The organism is Corynebacterium propinquum DSM 44285 (genome assembly GCF_000375525.1).
GTDB classification, from domain to species: Bacteria; Actinomycetota; Actinomycetes; order Mycobacteriales; family Mycobacteriaceae; genus Corynebacterium; species Corynebacterium propinquum.
The window spans coordinates 207,326-231,827 of sequence record NZ_AQXC01000001.1; the positions used below are offsets into that span (position 1 = coordinate 207,326).

General features: G+C 53.8%; 24 protein-coding genes and 6 tRNA genes. 13 read left to right on the forward strand and 17 right to left on the reverse strand.

From position 1 onward, the window contains the following. Positions 1–20: 20 nt before the first annotated feature. The 7 genes from B142_RS0100965 to B142_RS0100995 form a co-directional block, all read right to left on the reverse strand. Positions 21–629 (reverse strand): copper resistance CopC family protein, encoded by a 609-nt coding sequence (locus B142_RS0100965; protein ID WP_018119670.1) that lies wholly within the window; start codon positions 627–629, stop codon positions 21–23. Between the two features lie 301 nt (positions 630–930). Next, positions 931–1,006 (reverse strand) — tRNA-Gly (locus B142_RS0100970). Positions 1,007–1,068: 62 nt separating this feature from the next. Further along, positions 1,069–1,141 (reverse strand) — tRNA-Val (locus B142_RS0100975). Positions 1,142–1,172: 31 nt separating this feature from the next. Continuing rightward, positions 1,173–1,243 (reverse strand) — tRNA-Cys (locus tag B142_RS0100980). Between the two features lie 44 nt (positions 1,244–1,287). Further along, positions 1,288–1,360: transfer RNA gene (locus B142_RS0100985), tRNA-Gly, on the reverse strand. A 30-nt stretch (positions 1,361–1,390) separates the two neighbouring features. Then, positions 1,391–1,463: transfer RNA gene (locus B142_RS0100990), tRNA-Val, on the reverse strand. 79 nt (positions 1,464–1,542) lie between these two features. Beyond that, positions 1,543–1,615: transfer RNA gene (locus B142_RS0100995), tRNA-Gly, on the reverse strand. A 134-nt stretch (positions 1,616–1,749) separates the two neighbouring features. Here B142_RS0100995 and B142_RS0101000 point away from each other — a divergent pair. The 3 genes from B142_RS0101000 to msrB all read left to right on the forward strand — a co-directional run bounded on the left by B142_RS0101000 (position 1,750) and on the right by msrB (position 4,195). After that, positions 1,750–2,457 (forward strand): dihydrofolate reductase family protein, encoded by a 708-nt coding sequence (locus B142_RS0101000; protein ID WP_018119671.1) that lies wholly within the window; start codon positions 1,750–1,752, stop codon positions 2,455–2,457. Positions 2,458–2,467: 10 nt separating this feature from the next. After that, a complete protein-coding gene (locus B142_RS0101005; RefSeq protein ID WP_026167723.1) occupies positions 2,468–3,715 on the forward strand; it encodes a glycosyltransferase family 87 protein in 1,248 nt (415 codons plus the stop codon). Positions 3,716–3,793: 78 nt separating this feature from the next. Next, positions 3,794–4,195, forward strand: a complete 402-nt coding sequence (gene msrB, locus B142_RS0101010) for a peptide-methionine (R)-S-oxide reductase MsrB (RefSeq protein ID WP_018119673.1) — start codon at positions 3,794–3,796, stop codon at positions 4,193–4,195. Positions 4,196–4,313: 118 nt separating this feature from the next. On the opposite strand, the gene hemQ is transcribed toward msrB, so the two are convergent. Next, positions 4,314–5,048: a hydrogen peroxide-dependent heme synthase gene (hemQ, locus tag B142_RS0101015; protein ID WP_018119674.1), complete on the reverse strand. Its 735-nt coding sequence runs from the start codon at positions 5,046–5,048 to the stop codon at positions 4,314–4,316. 196 nt (positions 5,049–5,244) lie between these two features. Here hemQ and B142_RS0101020 point away from each other — a divergent pair, with 196 nt between their 5' ends. Then, positions 5,245–5,877 carry a DUF3000 domain-containing protein gene (locus tag B142_RS0101020; protein WP_026167724.1) on the forward strand — a complete coding sequence of 211 codons (633 nt, stop codon included), beginning with the start codon at positions 5,245–5,247 and terminating at the stop codon, positions 5,875–5,877. Positions 5,878–5,895: 18 nt separating this feature from the next. Next, entirely contained in the window at positions 5,896–7,122 is a 1,227-nt protein-coding gene (locus B142_RS0101025) for an HRDC domain-containing protein (RefSeq protein WP_018119676.1), read from the forward strand. A 79-nt stretch (positions 7,123–7,201) separates the two neighbouring features. Here the strand turns inward: B142_RS0101025 and dxs are convergent, their stop codons facing one another. The 4 genes from dxs to dut form a co-directional block, all read right to left on the reverse strand. Next, on the reverse strand, positions 7,202–9,091 hold the full coding sequence (gene dxs, locus B142_RS0101030; protein ID WP_018119677.1) for a 1-deoxy-D-xylulose-5-phosphate synthase: 1,890 nt from the start codon (positions 9,089–9,091) through the stop codon (positions 7,202–7,204). A 93-nt stretch (positions 9,092–9,184) separates the two neighbouring features. Beyond that, positions 9,185–10,426 carry a class I SAM-dependent RNA methyltransferase gene (locus B142_RS0101035; protein ID WP_018119678.1) on the reverse strand — a complete coding sequence of 414 codons (1,242 nt, stop codon included), beginning with the start codon at positions 10,424–10,426 and terminating at the stop codon, positions 9,185–9,187. A 2-nt stretch (positions 10,427–10,428) separates the two neighbouring features. Beyond that, positions 10,429–11,349, reverse strand: coding sequence for a DUF3710 domain-containing protein (locus B142_RS0101040; protein ID WP_018119679.1), 921 nt, complete (start codon positions 11,347–11,349; stop codon positions 10,429–10,431). A gap of 268 nt (positions 11,350–11,617) precedes the next feature. Next, positions 11,618–12,070: a dUTP diphosphatase gene (gene dut, locus B142_RS0101045; RefSeq protein ID WP_039733498.1), complete on the reverse strand. Its 453-nt coding sequence runs from the start codon at positions 12,068–12,070 to the stop codon at positions 11,618–11,620. A gap of 127 nt (positions 12,071–12,197) precedes the next feature. On the opposite strand from dut, the gene B142_RS0101050 reads away from it, so the two are divergent. Continuing rightward, positions 12,198–12,764 carry a DUF3093 domain-containing protein gene (locus B142_RS0101050; RefSeq protein ID WP_018119682.1) on the forward strand — a complete coding sequence of 189 codons (567 nt, stop codon included), beginning with the start codon at positions 12,198–12,200 and terminating at the stop codon, positions 12,762–12,764. 66 nt (positions 12,765–12,830) lie between these two features. Here the strand turns inward: B142_RS0101050 and B142_RS0101055 are convergent, their stop codons facing one another. Together B142_RS0101055 and B142_RS11465 are read right to left on the reverse strand one after the other, a co-directional pair. Continuing rightward, a complete protein-coding gene (locus B142_RS0101055) occupies positions 12,831–13,121 on the reverse strand; it encodes a DUF4193 domain-containing protein (protein WP_018119683.1) in 291 nt (96 codons plus the stop codon). Positions 13,122–13,313: 192 nt separating this feature from the next. Continuing rightward, complete coding sequence (locus B142_RS11465; RefSeq protein WP_051067291.1) at positions 13,314–14,207, reverse strand: inositol monophosphatase family protein; 894 nt, start codon at positions 14,205–14,207, stop codon at positions 13,314–13,316. 74 nt (positions 14,208–14,281) lie between these two features. On the opposite strand from B142_RS11465, the gene ppgK reads away from it, so the two are divergent. Both ppgK and B142_RS11470 read left to right on the forward strand, forming a co-directional pair. Beyond that, entirely contained in the window at positions 14,282–15,046 is a 765-nt protein-coding gene (gene ppgK / locus B142_RS0101065) for a polyphosphate--glucose phosphotransferase (RefSeq protein ID WP_018119685.1), read from the forward strand. Positions 15,047–15,301: 255 nt separating this feature from the next. Further along, positions 15,302–16,660, forward strand: a complete 1,359-nt coding sequence (locus B142_RS11470; RefSeq protein ID WP_018119686.1) for an RNA polymerase sigma factor — start codon at positions 15,302–15,304, stop codon at positions 16,658–16,660. A gap of 184 nt (positions 16,661–16,844) precedes the next feature. On the opposite strand, the gene B142_RS12785 is transcribed toward B142_RS11470, so the two are convergent. The 3 genes from B142_RS12785 to B142_RS0101085 all read right to left on the reverse strand — a co-directional run bounded on the left by B142_RS12785 (position 16,845) and on the right by B142_RS0101085 (position 19,651). Continuing rightward, positions 16,845–17,408: a DUF4190 domain-containing protein gene (locus tag B142_RS12785; RefSeq protein ID WP_018119687.1), complete on the reverse strand. Its 564-nt coding sequence runs from the start codon at positions 17,406–17,408 to the stop codon at positions 16,845–16,847. 82 nt (positions 17,409–17,490) lie between these two features. Then, the gene (locus B142_RS0101080; protein ID WP_018119688.1) at positions 17,491–19,299 is read right to left on the reverse strand and encodes a DEAD/DEAH box helicase; all 1,809 of its coding nucleotides are present in this window, start codon (positions 19,297–19,299) and stop codon (positions 17,491–17,493) included. Positions 19,300–19,408: 109 nt separating this feature from the next. Then, positions 19,409–19,651, reverse strand: a complete 243-nt coding sequence (locus B142_RS0101085) for a DUF3039 domain-containing protein (RefSeq protein WP_018119689.1) — start codon at positions 19,649–19,651, stop codon at positions 19,409–19,411. A gap of 59 nt (positions 19,652–19,710) precedes the next feature. Here B142_RS0101085 and B142_RS12790 point away from each other — a divergent pair, with 59 nt between their 5' ends. The 5 genes from B142_RS12790 (at position 19,711) to B142_RS0101110 (ending at position 24,423) form a co-directional block, all read left to right on the forward strand. Beyond that, a complete protein-coding gene (locus B142_RS12790) occupies positions 19,711–20,232 on the forward strand; it encodes a DUF3099 domain-containing protein (RefSeq protein WP_018119690.1) in 522 nt (173 codons plus the stop codon). 18 nt (positions 20,233–20,250) lie between these two features. After that, a complete protein-coding gene (locus B142_RS0101095; protein ID WP_018119691.1) occupies positions 20,251–21,843 on the forward strand; it encodes a DUF7782 domain-containing protein in 1,593 nt (530 codons plus the stop codon). Between the two features lie 135 nt (positions 21,844–21,978). Then, positions 21,979–22,449 (forward strand): D-aminoacyl-tRNA deacylase, encoded by a 471-nt coding sequence (gene dtd / locus B142_RS0101100; protein WP_018119692.1) that lies wholly within the window; start codon positions 21,979–21,981, stop codon positions 22,447–22,449. A 183-nt stretch (positions 22,450–22,632) separates the two neighbouring features. Beyond that, positions 22,633–23,622 carry a sigma-70 family RNA polymerase sigma factor gene (locus B142_RS0101105; RefSeq protein ID WP_018119693.1) on the forward strand — a complete coding sequence of 330 codons (990 nt, stop codon included), beginning with the start codon at positions 22,633–22,635 and terminating at the stop codon, positions 23,620–23,622. A 120-nt stretch (positions 23,623–23,742) separates the two neighbouring features. Continuing rightward, positions 23,743–24,423, forward strand: coding sequence for a metal-dependent transcriptional regulator (locus tag B142_RS0101110; RefSeq protein ID WP_018119694.1), 681 nt, complete (start codon positions 23,743–23,745; stop codon positions 24,421–24,423). Positions 24,424–24,502: the final 79 nt, after the last annotated feature.

The following is a 24,502-nucleotide window of genomic DNA, read 5'->3' on the forward strand; positions in this document are numbered from 1 at the left end:
CTGATGTTAATTGTCATGTGCTAGTTGTCGAACCGTTTACGCTTTTGTACTAGCAGTACGATAACCCCGATGGCAGCGGCGATAGCACCGATTGCGATAACGATGCTGGCAGCACCGGCGCCTTGACTGTCTTCCGCGTTTTCTACCGCATCTGAGGTATCTGCTTCCGCAGAGTCATTATTATCTGGTTGTGAATCTGCCGACGCGGAGGAAGCGGTTCCGCCGCCGTTTCCGACGCTGAACTCCAGACCACCGCGGGTAGCATGACCATCAGATGAAGTAATTTGATAGCCGACAGAATAAGTTCCGTCCGGTGTATCGAGATTATCGGGAACGTCGACGGTTAGTACCCTGCCGTCCAAGTCCGGTTCAGCATCAAAAATGGTCTCGCCGCTCGCATTGCTCACCGCAACGGTATTGAAACCTTCCCTCGGTTCCCCTGAGAATTCGAGCACGATGGAGTCTGGGAATTCTTCTACAACCGAACCGTCTGCAGGGTTACTGTCGACGACTACGTCATGCGCCGACGCCTGTGGCGCAAATGACCACAAGGCAGCAGCACTCAAAGTAGCTGTCGCCAAACCAGCACCAATGCGGCGTATGGGTGTTCGTTGAGCAGAAGAGCTCATAAAATTCAGCCTCCATGTTGTGAACTGCGTAGTCATGCACTGTTCTACAGGACTAATCGGGTTTTTGACGAGTCCACCTTAGTAGTCGCTAGGTTCATAGAAATAGTTCCGACGAATCTCAAGTTTAACGGTGTAATACCACCCACAGATCACAAGTGCCCGTCATTGCCACAAATTCTACTTTTCAGGGCTAAACCCAGTTAAGGGTTTAACCCTGTATTCCCCGCTGCGCTGAGAATATGCTTCGCATGCGCGAACGCCGCCCCTCCCAACGGAGAGACGGCGTTTCCCAAATAAGAATTGGAGCGGATGACGAGACTCGAACTCGCGACCCTCACCTTGGCAAGGTGATGCGCTACCAGCTGCGCTACATCCGCAAAAGAAAACCACAGGCCCGGTTTCCTTGGGGAATTCCGAAAGGAATTCGGTTATTCCCGTGTGCGCGATACTGGACTTGAACCAGTGACCCCTACCGTGTCGAGGTAGTGCTCTACCAACTGAGCTAATCGCGCTGACAATGACGAAAGTCGTCATTGTTACTCGAGGTGGAAACGGGAATCGAACCCGTGTGCACGGTTTTGCAGACCGTTGCCTCACCACTCGGCCATTCCACCGCGGCGATACCGCCTCACAAGGATACCCACAAAGGGGGAACCAGAGCGGATGACGAGACTCGAACTCGCGACCCTCACCTTGGCAAGGTGATGCGCTACCAGCTGCGCTACATCCGCGGGCGAGGACACCGTGAGATGTGCCCTCTGTGCGCGATACTGGACTTGAACCAGTGACCCCTACCGTGTCGAGGTAGTGCTCTACCAACTGAGCTAATCGCGCTAGATATGGAGTTTTCACTCGGCGTCCGCAACCCTGGATGGAACCCAACAGTATGAGAACCAACCAGCGGCGTACGCTGAGCGGATGACGAGACTCGAACTCGCGACCCTCACCTTGGCAAGGTGATGCGCTACCAGCTGCGCTACATCCGCATTCAGTGCCTTGTGCACTGCTTAAGAGACTCTAGCGGCATACTTACCTAAACACCAAATCCCAAGGTAAAAGCTATATTAGACCGCACGTGACTACACCTGCTTGAGAGATTACTACTGCTATTCTGGTCGCTATGGAAAACCGACCCAGCCTTGCGCAACTTCTCGGCCCCGAACGACGAAATTCCGCCGGTTATTGTATCCGCGCAATCTTTGCAAGCACGATCACTGGTTCTGCGACTGTCGATGGGCGCTCGAACGATCTGGGCAACGAGCTCGATACTGAATTATTACTCGCAGCTCGCGAGTGGTCAGATGTGGTCTTGGTCGGTTCAGAAACCGTGCGGGCAGAAAATTATAGTGGTGTCCAACCGACTACCAAGAAGCCAACACCAGCACACATTGCTGTCATGACTGCCTCAATGCACTTCGACGATAATTCTCGTTTCCTCCACGACTACCACGTGCCACATCTATTTTTAGTGCCGGAATCGTCACTCAAAGATCCTCATAAAAAGGAAAGAGCGGAGAAACTAACCTCATTTGGCGAGGTCATCGCAGTTGGTTCGGGTTCGGTGGAAGAATGCATTAAAACCTTGGTAGCTCGAGGCTTTAAGCGAATTTTGTGCGAGGGTGGCCCGTCTGTTTTCAGCGGGTTGATCACAGCAAATGCCGTCGACCAATTTTATCTCACACTCGATCCAAGGTTGACCTCTACGGTGGAAACTCCCATCACTCGCGGCACTACCGGAACGGTAAGCACACAGCAAATGCAATTAGAATCCGTAGAGCGCTGTCCCGATAGCACGCTTTTCCTGCGTTATGGGCGTCACCCACGATAGACTCGATGCGATGAATACAGTGGGAACCTCGCAGGTCACTGCCCGCCGGGCACAGGCTTTTTTGTGGCCGCTAGCAATTATGCTGGGAATACAGCTGGTTATCGTCGAGAGCTTAAACGGAGCCGTAACCGACGATTTCACAACGGTCTATTCCGCGCTGCAGCGATTCATTCACGGTGAGAACGTTTATGCTCAGGTCTACCACCACACTGATCCGCTGTATTTATACAACCCCGGCGCTACTCTGCTGCTAGCTCCGCTGGGATTCATTGAACCCGCGGGATTCGCTCGCACACTGTTCATCGTCGCTAATGCCACCGCCATCGTCACATCACTGGCAATTCTCACGCGTATTTTTGGTTACTCACTACGAGGCCCGGTTTTCCCGTTGTGCATCGCGGTGGCCACAATGACCGAAGCTGTCCGCAATACACTGATTTTCTCCAATATCAACGGCATACTTCTTCTCGCGCTCACAGCGTATCTTTGGTGTCTGACGCAAAAGCAACCTTGGGCACGCTGGGTAGGCGGAGTCATCATCGGTCTCGCAATTCTCATCAAACCGCAGTTCGCCCCACTGTTATTTTTGCCGCTAGTGATGAGATGGTGGCCCACGATCATCATCGGCATTGGGGTACCTGTCGGACTCAATCTCGTTGCCTGGCCCCTCATTCCCGGCGCCCAAGAATACCGGTCGGAACTGGTTCCTCATTTACGCCAAACGCGTGATTTCGCGAACTCTTCTTTGCCGGGTCTTGCTGAATATTTCGCTATGCCTAATTGGCTTTATTATCCCGTTTGGCTGTTTTTCGCAGGGCTGGCTGGAATTGCGGTGCTCGCACTTTTGTCACTACGAAAAACTGATCACTTACTCTGGATGGTCACCACCGCCGGGGTACTCTTCTGCGGTGTTTTCTTTTTGTCCTCGTTGGGACAAATGTATTACTCAATGTTGCTGTTCCCGATGATTTTTAGCTGCACTCGCGGACGTAGCGTTTTCCACCTCTGGCCATCATGGCTTGCGGCAATTATGTTCTTGTTTCCACTCAGCTGGACTATGACCTGGACTGGGGAACGGGGCGCACCGATCGGGACATGGATGAATTATTTTTCTGCCACCGTCGGCTGGGGGCTCTTGCTCTTGACGACGGCTACCTGTTCGGTGGCGTGGTTTCTGCATGACAGAAAACACGACGTCCCAACGCCCAGCGCGCAAGATCCCAACCCGGACACAGCAATCGCTAACAGACCGACATAGCGCCGTGGAATAGGCTCCCGGGGTGATTGATTAAACCGCCGCGATTAACATGTCGTACGTAAGCGTAGAATATCGCCCATGACAGATTTTTCCCTGATTGCTGACGACCAATGGCGTGAACGCCTCAGCGCAGAAGAGTACCGAGTGCTTCGTCAAGGCGGAACAGAGGCCCCACACACTGGTGAATACAACAACACCACCACTGAGGGCATCTATTCTTGCCGGGCGTGCGGCGCAGAATTATTTCGTTCCAACCAAAAATTTGCCTCACACTGTGGATGGCCATCTTTTTTCTCTCCACTTGCCGGAGACTCCGTTATTGAACGAGAAGATCGCTCGCACGGAATGGTACGTACCGAAGTGCTATGCGCAAGCTGCAATTCCCACCTCGGCCATGTTTTCGCCGGAGAAGGCTACGATACTCCGACGGATCTGCGCTATTGCATTAATTCGGTCGCAATGACGCTTCACGAGGCCTAGCCACCTAACAACTCAGGTATCCGGTAACGGCGATATCCACTGAAACGAGCTCGCAAAGTTAGCACGTTTCAGTGGACATTATCGGGGTATTTTTCGGATGCTCTTTCTGCGCGTACCGCTAAGGCAAGGTCTGCACCAGCTCATTCAAATCTTCTACCATGCGGCCGGTGTAAAATGGTAGCTCTTCGCGTACATGCAAACGAGCTTCTGTGTAACGCATGGTGTGCATCAGGTCTACAATGCGACCTAAATCTTCTGCTTCAAACGACAGCATCCATTCGTAGTCACTGACGACGAATGCAGCGATGGTATTCGCACGCACGTCAGCAAAATCGCGCGCTTTCATGCCGTGTTCACGCAGAATACGCGCACGCTTTTCTTCTTCCATGACGTACCAGTCATACGAACGAATGAATGGGTACACGCAACACCATTTTTCGGGGGCCTCCCCCATAATGAACGCCGGGAGGTGGCGTTTATTAAATTCCGACGGGCGGTGCACGCCATTTCCTGCCCATACCAACGAGCTTGCCTTACCCAGCGAAGTCTCACGACGGAACGCCGAGAAAACCGACTGCAACTCCTCGAAGGTTTCTGCGTGCCACCAGATCATGAAATCCGCACCCGCCTTCATGCCAGCGAGATCATAGATTCCGCGAACAGTGATGCGGCCTTCGTCGGCAAGCCGGTCGAAGAATTCTTGCGCCTCAACAGCCATCCGCTCCCGTGAAGCCTTATCACCAGCCGTAAATCCATCGTTGAGCTTAAACACCGCGTGCTGGCTATAACGCTGCACCTTGTTCAACTCGTCATAATTCAATTCTTGTGGGGACTCTGAATGGGACGCCGCCATGGAAACCTCCTGGGGTGTACAGGTGTAATGTGCAACTTGTTCGTGACAAGCATTGGTTGTGCACCAATGTGCGCGTTATACGCACAGCAAAACTCAAAATTTGTGCTCGTCGGCGATTAACCACGCAAATGGTGATTCTACCGTCAACCTTACCCCACGGCGCGCCTTCACCACTACGCCAAGTCTCAACATTAGGTTGAACGTTGTGAATGACACAGATGCGTCGACGAACTCGCAGGGCACCACAGCTTCGAAGCCGGAACGTGGCGTAACGCCGCAGGCATTTAGCGAAGCCGTGGAATCAATGCACCAAGCAAACCTGCGTCAGGGTATCTCACTCGGGACGATTCGCCCGCCACAGCGTTTAGCACCTTTTAGCCATGCCATTGGCCTTGAGGTTGAACACCGCTCCACGGACCAAACCCCAACAGACTCGGAAGGCGATGCTTTCGGTCGACTCATCCTTTTGCACGACCCAGGCGCGCAGGAGTCCTGGGAAGGCGATATGCGCTTGGTCGCTTATATCCAGGCGGACATGGAATCAGCCGTCGCTACCGACCCTCTGTTACCCGATGTTGCCTGGCAATGGCTCAGCGAAGGCCTCGAAGCACACGCCGCCGGTTACACCAACTTAGGCGGCACCGTGACCTCAACGACTTCGGTCCGCTTTGGCGAAGTTGGCGGGCCGCCTCGTGCATATCAACTGGAAATGCGAGCTTCCTGGACGGCAGACAACAATCAGCTTGCTAGCCACGTTGAATCCTTCGCCGAAGTTCTCGCACACGTCGCTGGTTTACCGCCCGAGGGCGTAAGTGAGCTCCGCCGCTAGTCTGCAACACCACAAAACATGACTGAATTTCTGCGCCGTCCGGCCGCGGGCATTCCGCCGGTACTGTCGTCTGCGGCAGAATTCCTCGCCGCCGCAGATCGCATTGCAGGCGGCCACGGCCCCATTGCCATTGATACTGAGCGAGCCTCGGCCTTTCGTTACGACGACCGAGCTTTCCTAGTTCAGATTAAACGCGCTGGTGCTGGCATATTTTTGTTCGCGCCAGAAGGCCAGCGTGCCGAGCTTGGCGCCGCACTGGCCCCAGTAATCAACAAACTCACCTGGGTCGTGCACGCTGCTGTTTCTGATTTGCCGTGCCTTGCTTGGCTTGGGTTGTATCCCGCGCATCTCGTCGATACTGAGTTGGGTGGCCGACTTGCTGGCCTAACGCGGGTGGGGTTAGGCGCCATGTACGAAGATTTGCTTGGTGTACGCGTGGCCAAAGAACACAGTACGCAGAATTGGTCGTCGACCCCATTACCAAAGTCCTGGCTTGCTTATGCAGCATTAGACGTCGAAGAATTGCTGGAGCTTGCCGACGAAGTTGAGTATCTCCTGCGTTCCCAAGAAAAATGGGAATGGGCATTAGAAGAGTTCGAATACGTGCGCACACAACATCAAGATATCGTGGCACCAGATGTGCGGGAATGGCACGAAGTGAAAGGAATGCGCGGGTTAGAGCATCCGCGAGACCTCGCTATCGCCCGGGAAATTTGGATTGTGCGCGAAGATGTTGCCGCCCACGATGATATTTCACCTGGCAAAATCCTACCGAATAAGGTGATCCTCGCGATTGCTAGCCGAAGACCCGCAAACCTTGCGCAACTCAAGCGAGTTCCCGGTGCGAAGAATTCCCGCCTTGCACCAGGCACCTGGTTGGATGCTATTCGCCGAGCCGAAAACCTCCCAGTCTCCGAGCTTCCGGTTCCTGGAGAAGGAGAATTGGCTCACTGGAGAAATACTCAGGGGATCAATACCAGGCTGTGGAAAAAGCGCGATCCGGATTCGTGGAATACCTGGGAATTAGTTCGCGAAGATATTCGGGAGCTTTCGTATGAGATCGCCGTCCCACATGAGAACCTCATAAACGCAACCAGCGTGAAAAAAATTACATGGGATATCACCGTGACTCATAACATCCGCACCGAGGATGATTTGGAGGATGCACTGGCGGCAGAAGGTCTACGAGAATGGCAAAAAGATATTATTTGGCCGGTTTTCGCGGAGCTTTTGCCTGAAGGATAACGGATAGCGCTTGGCGCTAAGAGCTAAGTTCTCATCAGGCCAGACTGCACCTAGAGCAACCTGGTACAGCGTACACCGCCTACCCGCGCCGGAGCTCACTGATTGCGGTAGAAATACCCGCGACATCCAACCCCACTTCAGCTAACAGCTCATTTCGGGAGGCGTGTAATGGGAATACCGCAGGAAAACCAAGGTGACGCACCGGCGTCGTGATGCCAGCCGCGGAGAATTCTTCAGCGACCAGTGATCCTATGCCACCGCGTACGATGCCATCTTCCACAGTTAACACGGCGTCGTGGTCCGAAGCCAAGCTATATAATGATTCCGCTACTGGAGAAACCCATCCTGGATCAACCACAGTGACGTTTTCGTGAGCTTGCGCTGCAATAACAGCTGTCTCCACCATCGAGCCGACTGCTATAACAAGGACCGACTTGTCCAGTTCAACATTGTCCGAGCCCTCTTCAGCATCACTGTAATGCATGATATCGACTCCGTCGGCCAGCGATGCCCAAACCGGGAGTTCCGGCGGTAAGCTTCCTTTCGGGAAGCGAACAATCGTCGGGCCGTCGTCGACAAGCAAGGCTTCACGGAACAGCGCTGCCAACTGCACCCCGTCGCGCGGTGCGGCAATACGGATGCCTGGAACAACGCTCGCAACCGAAAGGTCCCACACACCGTTGTGGCTGGCCCCATCAGAGCCTGTCACACCAGCTCGATCCAAAACCAGAGTCACCGGCTGATCCAACAAGGCGACATCGAACAACAACTGGTCAAAAGCCCGGTTCAAAAAAGTGGAATACACTGCCACTACCGGATGGAAACCAGCCAATGCGAGACCGGATGCGGACGCTACTGCATGCTGTTCGGCGATGCCGACATCAAAAAAGCGGTCCGGAAAACGCTCGGCAAACGGTGCCAGGCCCGTTGGGCCCGCCATGGCGGCGGTAATTGCGACAATATCGGATCGCTTTTCGGCTGCCGCAAGTAATTCTTTCGTAAACACCTGGGTCCAACCAGGTTTCGATTTCGATTTCGGCAGGCCGGTCACCGGATCAATCGCTCCAGTGGAGTGCATCTGGTCAGCTTCATCATTAACCGCATGCTCATAGCCGTGGCCCTTCTCGGTAACCACGTGCACGATGATCGGCCCCTCGTAATTTTTCGCATAGCTAAAGGCCTGGTCAAGCGCATCGAAATCATGCCCATCAACAGGACCCACGTATTTCATGCCGAGTTCTGGAAACATCTCCGTAGGCAAAACGGTGTGCTTGACGCCTTCTTTGAAGGCATGCAGCGCCTCGAAAGCACGGTTTCCTACCCAGCCCATGGACTTCAACGTCTTTTTGCCGTGCTCCATCAGACCGTCATAAGGCCCAGAAATACGCAGGTGTGCGAGGTTTTCTGCAAACCCGCCAATGGTTGGCGAATAACTGCGCCCGTTATCGTTGACGACGATGACCACATTGCGGTCTTTCCCCGCTGCAATATTATTGAGCGCTTCCCAGCACATTCCACCAGTCAGTGCACCATCGCCCACCACGGCCACGACATTATGATTGCCGCGCCCATCCAGCGCGAAGCCTTTTGACATTCCATCGGCATAAGCCAAAGATGCGGAGGCATGGGAAGATTCGGTCCAGTCATGTTCCGACTCCGCACGCGCGGTATAGCCAGACAACCCATCTTTTTGCCGCAAAGTCGTAAACCGATCAGCCCGGCCAGTCACAATTTTGTGCACATAGGACTGATGCGAAGTATCGAAGATGAATGGTTCTTCCGGGGAATCGAAAACTCGGTGCAGCGCGAGCGTCAGTTCCACCACACCCAAGTTCGGCCCCAAATGACCACCAGTTACTGAGACGTGTTCGATGAGAAAATCGCGAATTTCCTCCGCCAAGGTGGGGAGCTGTTCCGGGGACAGAGCCTTGAGGTCGGCGGGAGTGCGTATTCCGCGAAGAAGGCCCATTGTCTCTACCTCAACTCCTCGTCTCATCTGTAATCGTCAGTAGCTAACGTTTCTATCTTACTCGGTACCCCTACAGAATCTGGAACTGGTGAATTACTCAGAGCTTATAGGTTTTTCCAACAGCGCCAAGACTTCGAAATGATGGGTGCCTGGAAATGCATTGACCAAAGTAAGCTTCTCGACGCGATAGCCGTTGTCTACCCAGCTTCGCAGATCGCGTGCACACGTCGCAGGATCACAACCGATGTGCACAATCCGCTGTGGGTTCGCCTGTGCTACTTGTTCGATGACGCGCGCGCCAGCACCTTTTCGTGGCGGATCAAGGACCACCGCATCGGGTGAATCCAGCTGCGCTACTGCTTTTTCCACCTGCATCTTGTGCATCTCAACCCCCAAACCTGTGAGTGCAGGTTGGGTTTGTTCCATCGCAGCGGCAGAGGTATCCACACTATGTACCACGCTTGCCGACGGATCCTGTGGCTGCAATGCGCGCGCAATTGCCGGGATAAACAGTCCTACCCCGCCATACAGGTCCCACCCGGTTCCGCCGTCTGTGCGCTGAGTACCGGACAACCAATCAGTGATCATCCTGGAATACTGTTGTGGGGCCCCGATGTGTGCTTGCCAAAACGCGGTGACGGGAAAATGGAAGGTCTTTCCGTCGGCGGTTTCCGTGACGGTCCCGCTGCCTTCTACTACCTTTTCGATTTTTTCCGTGCGTTTACCCCTGCCGGATTTGCGGGATTCTACGACGTGCCTTGTGCCAGTTGAATCCATGGCCACGATCACTTCAGACCCAGGACGGAAACGCCGAGCATCGGTGCCGATAATATTGTCGGCTAGACCGTCGACAAGCTGGATGCATGCATGGTCGGTTACCAATTCATGGCTGTTTTTCTTGCGTAGCCCGGCCCGGCCGTTGTCGTCGACACCAAAGCGAACGCGGGTACGCCACCCTTTCTGGGGAGCAAGATCAACGGTGGCAACTTCCGGCAGTTGGGTGGTGTCCAGTTTCCCAATCCGCTGGAGCTGATCTAGCAGAACCGATCGCTTAAGCTCTGCTTCCTGCGCATAGTCAAGCGTGGAAAAATCGCAACAACCGGCCCCGGCAGCTGCCGCAGGGCAACGTGGTGACGTGCGATAATCACTAGGCGCAATTATTGCCGCAATTTCGCCAGCAATAAAAGATTTCTTTTCTTTAGTGATGTGCACCTGCACCCGGTCACCGGGATAAGTGGAACCAACGAACACCACGCGGCCGTCGTCGGCAGTTCCGATTCCGACACCGCCGTGCCCCATCCGCTCGATGGTCAATTCAAGACTAGCTGCAGCCACTACTATCGCTGTTCCTTCGTATTTTCTGGTTTCATTGCGTTCGTACCATCCGTACTTGCAGCCCCGCGCCCATTATCTGCAGGCTCCCCGGCTGCATCCCGGAGCGCTTGTTTCGCTTCATCCACTCGTGGAGATTGCTGTTGGCTTTGTGTTTGGCGTTGCTGCATCGCTTGTTGGATCTGCTGCATCAAACTGGCAGGCATCGTCACTGGCAAAGAATTTCCTGCCAGAATTGGTTTGTCGCCGCGATAAACGAAAGTCCGCGCAATCACCTCACGCGCAAGTTCCGCTAATTGCTCAGCCCGTTGCGCTGGGCCTGCCAGGGTAACGCGTAGCATCCAGCGGGGCTTTTCTGCACCGATGACCCGGGTGACGGCTTGTTTATTCTCACCAACAACTTCCTTTCCCCACGGGCCTTGTTCAAAGCGCACCTCGGCGCCACTTTGCGCCATGCTTTCAGCAATCTCGCCAGCGGCTTCTTCCCATTGACCCGTAGACGACGGTGCTGCGAACGCGATCGGGGTCAACCTGCCATAGTGGGTCACCAAATGCAGCATCTTGGGCCCTTTTTCCCCCATTTCAACTTGCACTTGGGAGTCTTTTGGCACGGCAAGTTTGACTGATCCTAGGTCAAGCAGCCCCGAAGAAAAATCTCCGAAATCAAATTCGTTGATATCGACAGTATCCCCATCGAACGGTCCGGTTTCTCCGGGCACACTGGTATCACCTGGCACAGATGGAATTGGTGATCCTTCCTGCACCTCATTGGTCTCGGTTGACGAATCATCAGAAATATTGTTCTCAGCAGCATCTGCCACATCGGTTACACCGGTTGCGTCAACCGCTTCGTCGTTACTTCCGACGTTTGCTGCCTCATCAGCCTTCGCTGCCTTTTTCTTCTTAGAAAAACCCCACAATGCCATGCTGAGTATCGTCCTTTCCCGCAGCGGACTCCCCGCTACATATCATTGGCATCGTCCCTATCATCATGCCTGATGGTACGACCGCCACAGTGAATACAACCGCCACGGTCACGAATTAAGACAATGCACAATGACCTTCGTGTCTTTTTGTTGGTTCCACTAGTACGTCTTTGATTCACAACGATACTTGGATCGGGAACACGCTTCTAGAATCCTTCTACACCGCTGCAACGCGGTCTCGCCAATTAAACTTAGATACGCTTGGGTTCTAGTGCGTTCCAGTCGAGCCGTAACCACCGGTTCCGCGTTCTGTCTCAGAAAGTTCGGCGGTTTCGACAAAGTCAACTAATTCCACTCGTTGGATCACCAATTGCGCAATGCGCATTCCCCGGGTGATGTCAATGGAGTTTTCGGGGTCATGGTTAATCAAACAAACTTTGATTTCTCCGCGATATTGCGCGTCGATAGTGCCCGGTGTATTCACAACGCTAAGGCCATGCCGCGCAGCAAGCCCTGAACGGGGGTGAACCAGCCCGACGGTACCTTCTGGCAACGCGATAGCAATGCCAGTCCCGACGAGAGCTCGTTGCCCGGGGGCCAGACTGATATCTTCCGTAGCGCACAAATCTGCCCCGGCATCCCCAGGGTGTGCCCGAACGGGCAGCGGTATTTCGGGGTCCAATCGTCGAACTTGGACCTGGCTAAATTGAGATACGCTCATGTACTGCAAGGTTACCCGTCGAAGGTCTCCATGTCGCAGTTGGTCTTGGTTGGCCTGGATTGTTCTGGGGTGGTTAGCGGTGACCTGGAGTGGTCGTGGATTCTTCTCGGGAACTACCATGGCCGTTATGAGCTCATCTGCCAATTCAGCTGACGCTGCTAATTCAGAAAATCCACACCCTGCCGCCAAGTCTGCTCCAGCCCCCGAAGTGCTGTATCAAGAGCGTCAATGGGTCCCTTGGCACTGGTGGCTGATTGCCCTAGTTGCAGTTGTGATCGGCACCGGCCAACTAGCGCTAAACCGAAATCTCTGGTGGTTCGCAATACCTTTTTTGGTTGTCGCTGCATTGGCAACCTGGGTGTTGATCCACCTATCTTCCACCGTTATCCGCGTCGAACGTGATTCCGACGGCACGCGGTGGCTGGTAGCCGGTTCAGCACAATTGCCCTCGGACGTCGTCAGCCGTAGCTTGGCTGTCCCAAAGAGTGCAAAACGGAATGCCATGGGTCCACAACTTGATCCTGCCGCCTTTTTGGTGACACACAGTTGGGTTCCGCATCTCGTGATGTTGGTGCTTGACGACGACGATGACCCCACCCCATATTGGTTGGTCAGCGCGAAAAACCCACGCGCTATTTTAGAAGCCTTCGTTCCGGACCAAGCTGCACAGGCCACAAATCCGATAGGTAGTTAGCAGCATTCTGCTGCAGTTTTGCCAGGCTGCAATTGGGCGCAACCTGGATTTGTACGCGAGAAAGATTTACGCGCAGTCGAGGCAAATTTTTAACCCGTCTTCTTCATGCGAAAAACGGTTTTTGCGTTGCACTAAAAAGCAGCTATCACAGGTAAATTCGTCGGCCTGGCGTGGCACAACGTTGACGTTGAGTTCTTCACCTGAAACGTCAACTGTTGGCGGCTCGAAAGGCTCAACGATTTCCCCGTCTTCATCCATGGGGTCGGAATCGCTCTCCGCAGCCTTGAGCCCTTCCAACGAATCTGCTTCCAATTCGTCTTCTGGGCGAGTGCGGGCCGCATCGTAGTCTGTAGCCATTATCCACGTCCTATTGAGTGATTGATTAATGTCGAAACCGAGCATCCGAACAATCAGGCCTTGGTGCTTGAAGTGCTTGAAGCCTTGTGATCGATTACTCGATGGTTTTTCTCAGTGTATGTGCGTCGGATACTAAGCTAAAATAATTATATTGTCATATTTCCAGCTCATCAGCGCTTTTTGCCACTCAATTTAATCATCAGTTGTAGACGGAAGCGCCTCTAATGCCCCTGCTGCGCGCAACTCATCCTGCATGCGTTCTGCCAACCCGGGCGCATAGGCAACAAGAACTTCCCCCTGACTGCCCTCAGTAGCAAACTCGGGGGCATGTACGACAGCCCCTGCTTCTGCGGCAATCAACATGCCTGCCGCATAATCCCATTTGTTTAACGCTGCTTCATAGAAGACATCGACCTGCCCACAGGCCACCCGACACAGGTCAAGGGCTGCCGAACCCATACGTCGGATATCCCGCACACGCCCCAACAGCTTGGTTAAAACTTCGGCTTGGCGCACACGCCTACTGCCTTCGTAGGAAAACCCCGTTGCTACCAGTGCGAGTGAGGGATCCGTCACAGTATTGGCCTGTAAAGGTTCAACTTCCCCAGTTGCATCCTGCCTAGTCGCTCCACCTCCAAGGTGTGCGGAATACATTTGTTGACGCTCGACGTTATACACCGCACCGGCTACAGGCATGCCATTCCATACCGCCGCTACGGAAACCGAATACTCCGGAATACCGTACAAGAAGTTCACGGTGCCGTCGATGGGATCAATAATCCACTCGATCCCACTGGTCCCGACATATCCCGCCCCTTCTTCGCCAACAATGCCGTCGGCAGGTCGAAGTTGCTGCAGCTTGCCGACGAGCGCGGCCTCGGTGGCTTTGTCGACTGCGGTGACAGGATCAACCGCGCTACTTTTTGTTTCTACGGTCCGTGCAATCGCAGTAGAACTTCCAATTTCTTCACTACGGCGCGTAATTACTGCTCCGCCGAGCCTCGCTAACTCGATAGCGATCTCTCGTAGCTGGTCTGCGCTTTTCTCTCGGTGTTGCTGACAGAATTCTGCAAAGGAAGCAAGCACTGAATTACATTGAGTCGCACCGGTATTCATACCCTCACCGTACTCGTTACTTATCGTGCGCTAATCTGTCACCCATGTGCGAACAGCAACTCGGTTTTGGCATCGATATCGGAGGCTCTGGAACAAAAGGTGCCTTGGTTAATTTGCATACTGGCGAATTTATCGGTGAGCGAATTAAGTACGAGACTCCCAAGCCAGCGACCCCTGAAGCCGTCGCTGCGACCGTAGCAAAGATCATTGACCAGGCAGACTGGGATGGTCCCGTGGGGATCGCTTTGCCCGGTGTCGTTCGCGGATCGTCTATGCTTACTGCCGCTAATATCGACCCATCCTGGCTGCATGCAAACATTCACGACGTTTTCAGTGCAGTACTGGGCGAGCGCGCAATCACATTTCTCAATGACGCCGACGCCGCAGGATTGGCAGAAGTCGCATATGGCAACCCGCAAGCGCAATCAGGTTCAGTCATCTTTTTGACGATTGGCACAGGTATCGGCTCTGCATTCTTAGTTGAGGGCAAACTATTTCCAAACACGGAACTTGGTCACCTTCTGATTGGCAATGAAGAAGCCGAAAAAATCGCTTCCTCCGGGGTAAAGAAATCGCTTGGTTTAAGTTTTGATGACTGGGCACCGAGATTAGAAAAGGTTCTCGGCGAATATGAGCGACTATTCAACCCTGCCGCTTTTGTGATCGGTGGAGGAATTTCGCGCAAATCCGCTCGCTGGCTACCGCTACTTCAGCTTTCCACCCCGATCATCCCGGCAACACTGTTAAATCGTGCGGGGATCGTAGGCGCAGCGCTTGCTGCTCACTCACCCGAGTATATTGCCGGTTAACCCAAGGTTTGGCCCTAGACAGGCCTGAACGAACACAAAACATTGATCGTCCGTTATACTGGGCGCTCATTCCCGACAATTAACCAACTTCATGATGCGCGCTTAACACCGTGATGCTGAAATGATTGTGGCATGTCACCGCGAGCACAAGATTCTTGCAGGTGTGACAAGGCAGTCAATTCAGCAGCCACAACCCAGTGCGCACATAGGTAGGCTTGTTCATTGATGTCAGTACAATTCGGCGAAAGGGCGTACGTGTCAGCCACTGAATCTTCCGATCAGCCTCTCGATGAGAGCACACCAAGCTCTGCGCGTGCACGTGGCGCGAAGACAGCTTCTAGGAAGTCAACCAGCAAGTCGGCGTCGAAGTCTGCTCAGGCCAAGACCGGCAAAGCTTCGCAAACCAGTGTCTCCATCGAGCCCGAAGAAATTCCTGCGGCCACAGCACCAGTCACTGATCCGGTGCTGGATGAGCCCATTGACGGGACCGATGATGATCCCGATGTTGAGCCAGACCTCGACGACGCCGACGCCTTCGACGACGAGCCTCTTGACGAACAAGAAGCTGCTGAACCAGAGCTTGGCGAAGAAGACGAGGAAGACGCTGGCAATTCCGTTTGGGACGAGGACGAATCCGCGGCGCTGCGCCAAGCGCGCAAAGATGCTGAACTTACTGCATCAGCAGACTCTGTACGGGCATATTTAAAGCAAATCGGTAAGGTCGCTCTGCTTAATGCGGAGCAGGAGGTTTCACTCGCAGAACGCATCGAAGCCGGCCTTTACGCGCAGTTCCGTATCGAAGAAATGTCGAAAGCACTCGAAGCTGGAGACAAGCAGGCGAAGCTCTCTCCTGCCCTGAAACGCGACCTGCGCTCGATCGCCCGCGACGGGCGTAAGGCCAAGAACCACTTGCTGGAAGCAAACCTTCGGTTGGTGGTCTCACTAGCAAAGCGTTATACCGGTCGCGGTATGGCCTTTTTGGATTTGATCCAGGAAGGAAACCTGGGCTTGATCCGTGCTGTCGAGAAATTCGACTACACAAAAGGCTACAAGTTTTCTACCTACGCCACGTGGTGGATTCGCCAAGCCATCACTCGAGCGATGGCAGACCAGGCCCGCACCATTCGTATTCCGGTGCACATGGTTGAGGTCATCAACAAATTAGGCCGGATTCAGCGCGAATTGCTACAAGACCTGGGGCGCGAACCTACGCCGCAGGAGTTGGCAAAGGAAATGGACATCACCGAGGAAAAGGTGATGGAAATCCAGCAGTACGCTCGCGAGCCAATTTCGTTGGACCAGACCATCGGTGATGAAGGTGATAGCCAGCTCGGAGACTTCATTGAGGATTCCGAAGCTGTCATTGCCGTTGACGCGGTCTCGTTCACGCTGTTGCAAGATCAGCTGCAAGACGTTCTGACGACGTTGTCGGAACGTGAGGCCGGCGTCGTCCGCCTTCGTTTTGGTTTGACCGACGGTATGCCGCGTACGCTGGATGAAATCGGCCAAGTTTACGGAGTCACCCGCGAACGCATCCGGCAAATCGAATCGAAGACGATGTCGAAATTGCGCCACCCTTCGCGCTCGCAGGTCCTCCGCGACTACTTAGATTAAGCTCCAATTCGGGAACAAATTAGATTAAGCCCCAATTCGGGAACAAATTAGATTAAGCCCCAATTCGGGAACAAACCGCGATCTAGCCGCCTTCGGCCACATCGCAGAAAAACAGAAATCCTCACCCAACGGCTTTGTGGGTGAGGATTTCTGTGTGTTGCAAGTAGAAGCTCAGTGAAAGAGCTTATCCCTCGATGTTTTGTTCTTGCATAGCATCATCGACGCACTGTTCCAACGCAGCTTCGTTGTCTCCGTGTTGTTCGTAGCAGTCAATAAAGCCCATGTCGTCGAGTAGCCTGAACCCGAAGATCATGATTGCTATGCCCACGACAATGGACAGGATAGACGTCACTAAGCCGACTACTGACATCACGGTTCTGCGATTCTCGGTGCGTCGCTTGCGCCCCACCACCAAGCTGACAATGGAAAGCACGGTGCCGATGATTCCGAGCAGCGAGCCCAGCAAGACTATCGAGCCAATCAGCGACAGGATACCGATGCCCAACGCCCACGGAGCCACCGGGTTTTTGGATTCATTCAGTGCCTCGAAGCCGCCAGACTGCTCGGCCCCGTAGCCGCCCGCGTAATAGGCATCGCCTGCCTGGTTTTGTCCAGCTTCTTGGCCGCCTACGGAAAAATCATAGCCGTCACTTTGACCATACTGACCGTACTGGGAGTATTGGCCTGTATCATCACCCGATTGTTGCGAATTATCATCGAAACGGTCTGAATTATTGGGGGTAGACATGCCTTTCGCTATCCCTTCATGTATAGACACACTTAACTATCCTTACCTTACCCTGGTTAGTGCTAAGTGTGGGGCTTTCGTATTACCAAGCACGCAAATGCTGAATCCGTTCTTTCAGCTGCTCTGCATTACACAATGCAGTGGGTGGGCCACCACATGCTTTCCGGACTTCATTATGGATCGCACCATGTGGACGCCCGGTGTTCTCTGCACGGACGGCCACCAGGGTATTCAGTTCTTTTCGTAGCTTCGGAATTTCCACCGCGGCGATCTCATCATCCGCGTGGGTACCGGTCTGCACGGAGGCCGAGTGACGAGAAGCCGCCCGGGCGCCCGTCGAATTCGATGGATTATCATCGAGCAACCCGTTTTTGAGTTTATGCTGATACTCTGCCTCGGCTTGCCGACGCGCCTTCTCTTCTGCCTCGCGGGCATCGAGCTGTTCTTCCTGACGCTTGCGCAACAACGCTCTGACTTGTTCCTGATCAAGCAATCCGGGCAGACCCAGAAAATCAGCTTCTTCATCGGAACCACTGAAGGCACCCGTTCCAAACGTCGAACCATCATAGATCAGCGAATCTAGCTCTGCCGAGGCACCAATTGACTCGTAGGACGAGTCTTCCGTCCTCTCATTTTTTTCTTTATTGGCTTCTGCGACCGCCTCTTCGTCCCAGGCCTCCTCACGATGCGGCTTTCCGATGACATGATCACGAGACGTCTCGAGTTTTTCTGCAAGATCCAACAACGTCGGTACGGAAGGCAAAAATACACTCGCGGTCTCCCCCGGCATCCGCGAACGCACAAAACGACCGATTGCCTGCGCAAAAAACAGTGGAGTGGATGCCGACGTGGCATATACGCCAACAGCCAAACGCGGTACGTCTACCCCTTCAGAGACCATACGTACCGCCACCATCCACTCGTCCGTGGAATCAGAGAAGGAATTGATGCGTTCTGATGACCCTGGCTCATCAGACAGAATCACCGAAACGGGTGTCGACGAGATTTTCTCCAATATTTTGGCATAGGCCCGGGCAGTTGTCGTATCCGTCGCGATGACCAATCCACCAGCATCGGGCATATTGGTCCGGATCTGTTGCAGGCGCGTATGCGCGGCCTGTAGCACTGCCGGTATCCACTCGCCTTTCGGATCCAAAGCGGTACGCCAAGCACGTGCAGTTTCCTCAGCGCTCAGCGGGGTTCCCAAACGCGCAGAAATCTCTTCCCCTGCACTGGTACGCCAGGTAGCCTCACCAGAATAGGCAAGAAAAACGACAGGTCGAACCACGCCGTCGGCAAGCGCATCGCCGTAGTCGTAGGTGTGGTCAGCCTTCGAAATCTCATGACCTTCACCGTCTTCTTCATAGCGTACAAACGGGATATACGAATTATCGGAGCGAAAAGGCGTACCGGTCAGGGCCAGTCGGTATTCGGCTTGCTCATAGGCCTCACGAACACCATCGCCCCAGCTTTTCGCATCACCAGCATGGTGGATTTCGTCGAGGATCACCAGCGTACGTTTCGACGTCGCCAAAGCATGATGCTTCGGCGGATGCATTCCCACTTGGGCATAGGTAACCACAACTCCGTCATAGGCATAGTTAATCGCGGCGGAGTTAGTAAACCGATCGTCTAAAGACACACCCACGCGCCCGGCGGCCGCAGCCCACTGTCGCTTCAAATGCTCAGTGGGAACCACAACGATAATCCGGTCTACGGATCGGTCTTCTAACAGCTCGGTTGCCGCCCGAATAGCAAATGTCGTTTTACCAGCTCCAGGGGTAGCCACCGCCATGAAATCACGCGGGCGTTCCGCCAAAAACTTCTGCAAAGCCGCCTGCTGCCACGCACGCAAGCTGGAGTTATTGTTAAAGTTGCGTGGTTTTGCCACAAAACACCACCGATGCTGAAGAAATGCTGAAGACTGCGGCAGAAAGTTAGAGCCAGTTATTCTGGCTGTCTCGCCTGCCACAGTCGTTTGGAACTATCTACTCGTGGAGTTACTTCTTTCGCAGCCCAGAATAAATTTCTTGGCATTTCGGACACACCGGCGAACCTGGTTTAGCTTGTTTACGCACCGGGAATTTTTCACCACACAATGCGATGATCATTTTTCCGCTGACAGCGGAATCAACGATCTGATTTTTCTTTACGTAGTGGAAAAACTTTGGCGTATCGTCGTCAGAGCCGGTACGCTCTCGGGTTTCTGGACGTTCGATGGTCTGGGTTGCTGTGCTCGTCATGGCCTTCTATTTTGCCGTATTCATAGGATTTTGGGTAGCCAGCCTCTAGGCTGGGGTTTATGACTACCGGAAGCACTCGTGGCACCAGTGGAGAGGATTTCCCGCGCCGTTCTCTGTGGCAACGCTTCCACCAGCGCTTACACCGCGACAAACCTGTTTTAATCACCACTGCACGCACCACCCGGGCGCAAGATCGCAAAAAGCGAGAATGGTGGTACGGGTTCTTACAGTTTTTACGAGTCCCATTAACCCTTGCATGCGTCGGAATGTATCTAGCTTGGGACTGGGTGCTGGTGCCGGTAGTACTTGCGGCAATTACGTTCCCCTTACCATGGATCGCGGTAATGATCGCGAATATGGAAGGTACTCCCACGGACAAGCGCCAACCGCGGGTATACAAGCCAGCAGTCGCCCGGCAAGCCGAGCGGAGTGTGTTTCGTGATATCGAAGCTGCCGAACAGCAGCCGAACCCCAGCAACGCGCTGTCACCCAGAATTATCGACGCGGATGCGGCTAATTCGCACAACACGAACACGAGAAACAATAATGCCTATGACCATGATGATCATTACGGCGAATGATCATTACACTGAATAGCAATGACTACGCACGCTAATTCCACTACTCCTCACCCAACTGAAAGATTTGGCGAGGCTGCCAAGGAACTCATCGAATATTTCGCCGCTATCGGGTTTGATTCGGCAGGCTTAGCCGCCCACTTGGGCCCGGATTATCTTTCGGCGCTGCACCGTGGTGATCCCGGCGCACTGCGGTTTCGCACCCAACAGGCCACGGAATTCGATCAACTGATTCAGGCATTCATCCTGCGTGATCCGGTAGAAAAAGAAGGCTTCTCACAATTGCTAGGCGCAGATCTCGCCGATAAGGTGATCGACGCAAATATTGCCGTCTGCAACGGACCAGCAATCGTACGGGTGGTTATCGATGTCCGGCCGCACGTTATTAACGGTAAGCCACGCTGGGTTTTCTCCGATCCAGACGCAGCTATGGTGCGCCAAGATGCTGCGGAAGATCATGTACCGGGTGTCGGTGCTGCATCGTTATCGCTGTTACAGTTTTGTCCCACGGAGCCCGTCGCATCGGTACTTGACCTAGGAACAGGTTCGGGGGTGCAGATCCTAGGGCAAGCTGATTCAGCGCAAAAAGTGACTGCCACCGATGTATCTACGCGGGCACTCGCTTTAGCTGATGCCACCATTCGCGGTGCAAACATCGCCGAGAAAGTGGAGCTACGCGCCGGATCGTGGTTTGAGCCCGTCGTCGGCAAGCGATTCAACCGGATTGTCGCGAACCCACCTTTTGTTGTCGGCTCCACCGAGATTACGCACACCTACCGCGATTCCGGCTTGGACTTAGACGGCGCCAGTGAGCTGGTGGTCTCCGAAGTGGCCGACTATCTAGCGCCAGGCGGATCCGCATATTTATTGGCATCGTGGGCCCACAGCGGGGAAATACCATGGCAACATCGAGTCGCCAGTTGGTTGCCGAGCCATGGTGTTGCGGCCTGGGTGTTGCAACGTGATTTTGCGGATCCTGCGCTGTATGTCAGCACGTGGTTGCGCGATGAGGCGATTGACCCGCGCTCGCATAAGGCTAGCGAACGCAGCGCAGAATGGCTACAACACTTTGCTGACCATGACGTGCACGCAATTGGGTTTGGGTATATCGCGATACAGGATATTGGCGATCAGCCTTCAGAAATTATCGCAGAGGACATCCCGCAAGCATTTGACGACCGGCTAGCCGACGAAGTTTCCGAATATTTCGTGCGTGCCGCTTGGCTCCGGGAACAATCGAGTGAGGATATCGCGAACGCGCGGTATCAATTACGCCCGCAAGTAGCACGGGAGATTATCGAAGTACCCAATACGGCAGCTGGAATGGGTTTTCAGCCACAGGTTTATCGTTTGACGCGCATGGACGGCCCCCGGTGGTCCCACGAGGTGGATGAGCACGTTGCCGCTATTGTCGCAGGCCTGAATCCGGAGGGACTGCCACTGCGCGAAGTTGTCGGCATGTACGCTGCTGCACACAACATCAGCAACGTCGACGCGATGCGCACTGAGGACTTCAATAACAACGACGATGAGTTATTACGACAAGCAGTGGGCGTTATCGCTGATTTGGTGCGGCACGGCCTGGTTATTCCCGCCGATCTTGTCGACGATTAACCTCCCTGCGATCAGCACAGCAGCGCTGGGCTTGCGGTGCTGACTTTGTCGGAATTGGGTCAGTGGAAGCAATCACACATGGTTGGCGCATAACAAAAACGGCCGCTTTTACTGGATAAACGAGATGAGGACAGCATGAAGGCAGTATTAACCCGTGTCTCAAAAGCCGAAGTCACCGTAGATGGCGAGGTTGTCGGCAGCGTTACAGCGGAAGATACAGGCGGTATTTTAGCCCTTGTCGGTGTCGGTGCCGATGACGTATCCGGTGGCGAACCGAATGACAAAGGCATTGCCAATAACGCTTCCTGGAAAAAGATGGCGAAAAAGATCGCCGAATTACGCATCTTGGCAGGCGAGAAATCTGCATTAGATCTTGGTGCGCCCATTTTAGTCGTCAGCCAATTCACCTTGTACGGCGAAACTGCCAAAGGACGGCGTCCTTCCTGGGCGCAGGCAGCACCATCGGAATTGGCAAAGCCTTTCATCGACAAAATCGTCGCAGAGCTACGCGAACGGGGATTAGATGTCGCCACCGGCAGTTTCGGCGCGATGATGGAAGTATCCTCGGTGAATCAAGGACCTTTTACCGTCCTCGTGGAAACATAATGAGGTTCCATAACCGCGGAACTCAAGGCTAGCTAGCCGAGGACAACTCGATGGCATACCGGAAAACCCTGGATACTCACAGGAAGTTACCCCCGATTATTACCCCTGCAATGGTATTGGGAACAACTTCACTCGGTGAGCCGTTATTAGCTATGTAAACGGCAATTTGAGGAGGCCATCACAGTGACAACCGCTCCCGTGCAAGAATTTGACGAAGAAGAGCAGGATCGCGGCTCCCGTCGTGGCCATACCAACGACAATCCGTCCGCGGACTTGGTTCGCGTTTATCTCAATGGAATCGGCAAAACCGATCTGCTCACTGCAGATGACGAAATTGAACTCGCTCAACAGATTGAGGTCGGCCTATATGCGCAGCATTTATTGAACGATCCAGAACAGCACTTAACCCGCGCCAAAAAGCGTGACCTTAAGGTTCTTGCAAAACAAGGCAAAAAGGCACGCTCCCACCTATTGGAAGCCAACTTGCGTCTAGTTGTTTCCTTAGCGAAGCGGTACACCGGTCGCGGAATGCCACTTTTGGATCTCATCCAAGAAGGCAACCTCGGGCTGATTCGCGCCATGGAGAAATTTGATTACGACAAAGGATTTAAGTTCTCCACTTATGCCACATGGTGGATCCGGCAAGCAATCACCCGCGGTATGGCTGATCAATCACGCACCATCCGGCTTCCAGTCCACCTCGTCGAGCAGGTCAACAAGCTTTCCCGCATCAAGCGAGAGATGTACCAGTCATTAGGCCGCGAAGCTACCAACGAAGAGCTTTCAGAAGAATCCGGCATCCCGGAAGACAAGATTGAAATGCTTTTGCATCAATCCAGGGATCCGGTTTCGTTGGATATGCCGGTCGGCGCTGACGAAGAAGCACCATTGGGTGATTTCATTGAGGATGCAGAGGCCACGGATGCAGAATCGGCGGTTGTCGCCTCACTACGCCACTCCGATATTCGCGATGTAATTGGTACTTTGGAGCAGCGGGAGCAGGATGTCATTCGCTTGCGTTACGGCCTAGATGACGGCGTCCCACGGACCCTAGATCAGATCGGCCGCCGATTCGAACTTTCTCGTGAGCGTGTCCGCCAGATCGAACGCGAAGTAATGGCCAAGCTACGCGACGGCCATCGTGCTGATCGACTTCGCGAATATGCACAATAGGTAACTGTTATTGCTGTTCACCACGGCAGCATGGGAGGTCTGGTAGTTCTATACCAGGCCTTCATTTTGCGCTAGAATGACTCACAGGCATTAGACGAATTAACAGGAAGGTTTCCCATAGTGAGGGACTTAGTCGATACAACCGAGATGTACCTGCGTACAATCTATGAGCTGGAAGAAGAGGGCATTACCCCACTTCGCGCTCGTATCGCAGAGCGCTTAGAGCAGTCTGGCCCTACGGTTTCGCAGACAGTCGCACGCATGGAACGCGACGGTTTGCTGCACGTGCGTCCAGACCGCAGCCTAGATTTAACCGCTCGTGGTCGTGAATTAGCCACCAAGGTTATGCGTAAGCACCGTTTAGCGGAATTGCTTCTTACCGAGGTACTCGGCGTCGATATTCACGACGTACACGAAGAAGCCTGCCGTTGGGAGCATGTGATGAGCGACAACGTCGAGCGTCGTGTGACCTCGATTTTGCAGGATTGTTCTCGCTCCCCATTCGGTAATCCGGTACCGGCATTAGAAGAGCTCGGTGTCGATGCTCCATCGCTGCCTAAAGTTGCTCGTGCCATTGATCTCCCAGAAGAAGAGGAAATCGAAGGCACCGTAGCGCAAATTAACGAGATTCTCCAAGTCGAGGGCGATCGTCTTCGCGAACTCACCGACGCCGGCATCGTCGTGGGGGCCAAAGTCAACGTCATTAACTATGGCCATTCTGTCATTCTGACCGCTGATAATGGAGCGAAAGTGGTCTTGAACGAAACCCTGGGTCACGCCGTCCGTATTGCTACTAACTAAAGCACTACAGCCTAATTAATAGCTGGTTTGTGTACTTGTCCGATCATCACCACGACTGAGACTAAGCAAAAGGAACCGA

Excerpts from the sequence above, each read along its gene's own strand:
- B142_RS0101005 (WP_026167723.1), top strand. The coding sequence starts at position 2,468 with ATGAATACAGTGGGAACCTCGCAGGTCACTGCCCGCCGGGCACAGGCT.
- B142_RS0101000 (WP_018119671.1), top strand. The coding sequence starts at position 1,750 with ATGGAAAACCGACCCAGCCTTGCGCAACTTCTCGGCCCCGAACGACGA.
- msrB (WP_018119673.1), top strand. The coding sequence starts at position 3,794 with ATGACAGATTTTTCCCTGATTGCTGACGACCAATGGCGTGAACGCCTC.
- dtd (WP_018119692.1), top strand. The coding sequence starts at position 21,979 with ATGAAGGCAGTATTAACCCGTGTCTCAAAAGCCGAAGTCACCGTAGAT.
- ppgK (WP_018119685.1), top strand. The coding sequence starts at position 14,282 with ATGTGCGAACAGCAACTCGGTTTTGGCATCGATATCGGAGGCTCTGGA.
- dxs (WP_018119677.1), bottom strand. The coding sequence starts at position 9,091 with ATGGGCCTTCTTCGCGGAATACGCACTCCCGCCGACCTCAAGGCTCTG.
- B142_RS0100965 (WP_018119670.1), bottom strand. The coding sequence starts at position 629 with ATGAGCTCTTCTGCTCAACGAACACCCATACGCCGCATTGGTGCTGGT.
- B142_RS0101055 (WP_018119683.1), bottom strand. The coding sequence starts at position 13,121 with ATGGCTACAGACTACGATGCGGCCCGCACTCGCCCAGAAGACGAATTG.
- B142_RS0101050 (WP_018119682.1), top strand. The coding sequence starts at position 12,198 with ATGAGCTCATCTGCCAATTCAGCTGACGCTGCTAATTCAGAAAATCCA.
- B142_RS12785 (WP_018119687.1), bottom strand. The coding sequence starts at position 17,408 with ATGTCTACCCCCAATAATTCAGACCGTTTCGATGATAATTCGCAACAA.
- hemQ (WP_018119674.1), bottom strand. The coding sequence starts at position 5,048 with ATGGCGGCGTCCCATTCAGAGTCCCCACAAGAATTGAATTATGACGAG.
- B142_RS0101085 (WP_018119689.1), bottom strand. The coding sequence starts at position 19,651 with ATGACGAGCACAGCAACCCAGACCATCGAACGTCCAGAAACCCGAGAG.
- B142_RS12790 (WP_018119690.1), top strand. The coding sequence starts at position 19,711 with ATGACTACCGGAAGCACTCGTGGCACCAGTGGAGAGGATTTCCCGCGC.
- B142_RS0101025 (WP_018119676.1), top strand. The coding sequence starts at position 5,896 with ATGACTGAATTTCTGCGCCGTCCGGCCGCGGGCATTCCGCCGGTACTG.
- dut (WP_039733498.1), bottom strand. The coding sequence starts at position 12,070 with ATGAGCGTATCTCAATTTAGCCAGGTCCAAGTTCGACGATTGGACCCC.
- B142_RS0101040 (WP_018119679.1), bottom strand. The coding sequence starts at position 11,349 with ATGGCATTGTGGGGTTTTTCTAAGAAGAAAAAGGCAGCGAAGGCTGAT.
- B142_RS0101095 (WP_018119691.1), top strand. The coding sequence starts at position 20,251 with ATGACTACGCACGCTAATTCCACTACTCCTCACCCAACTGAAAGATTT.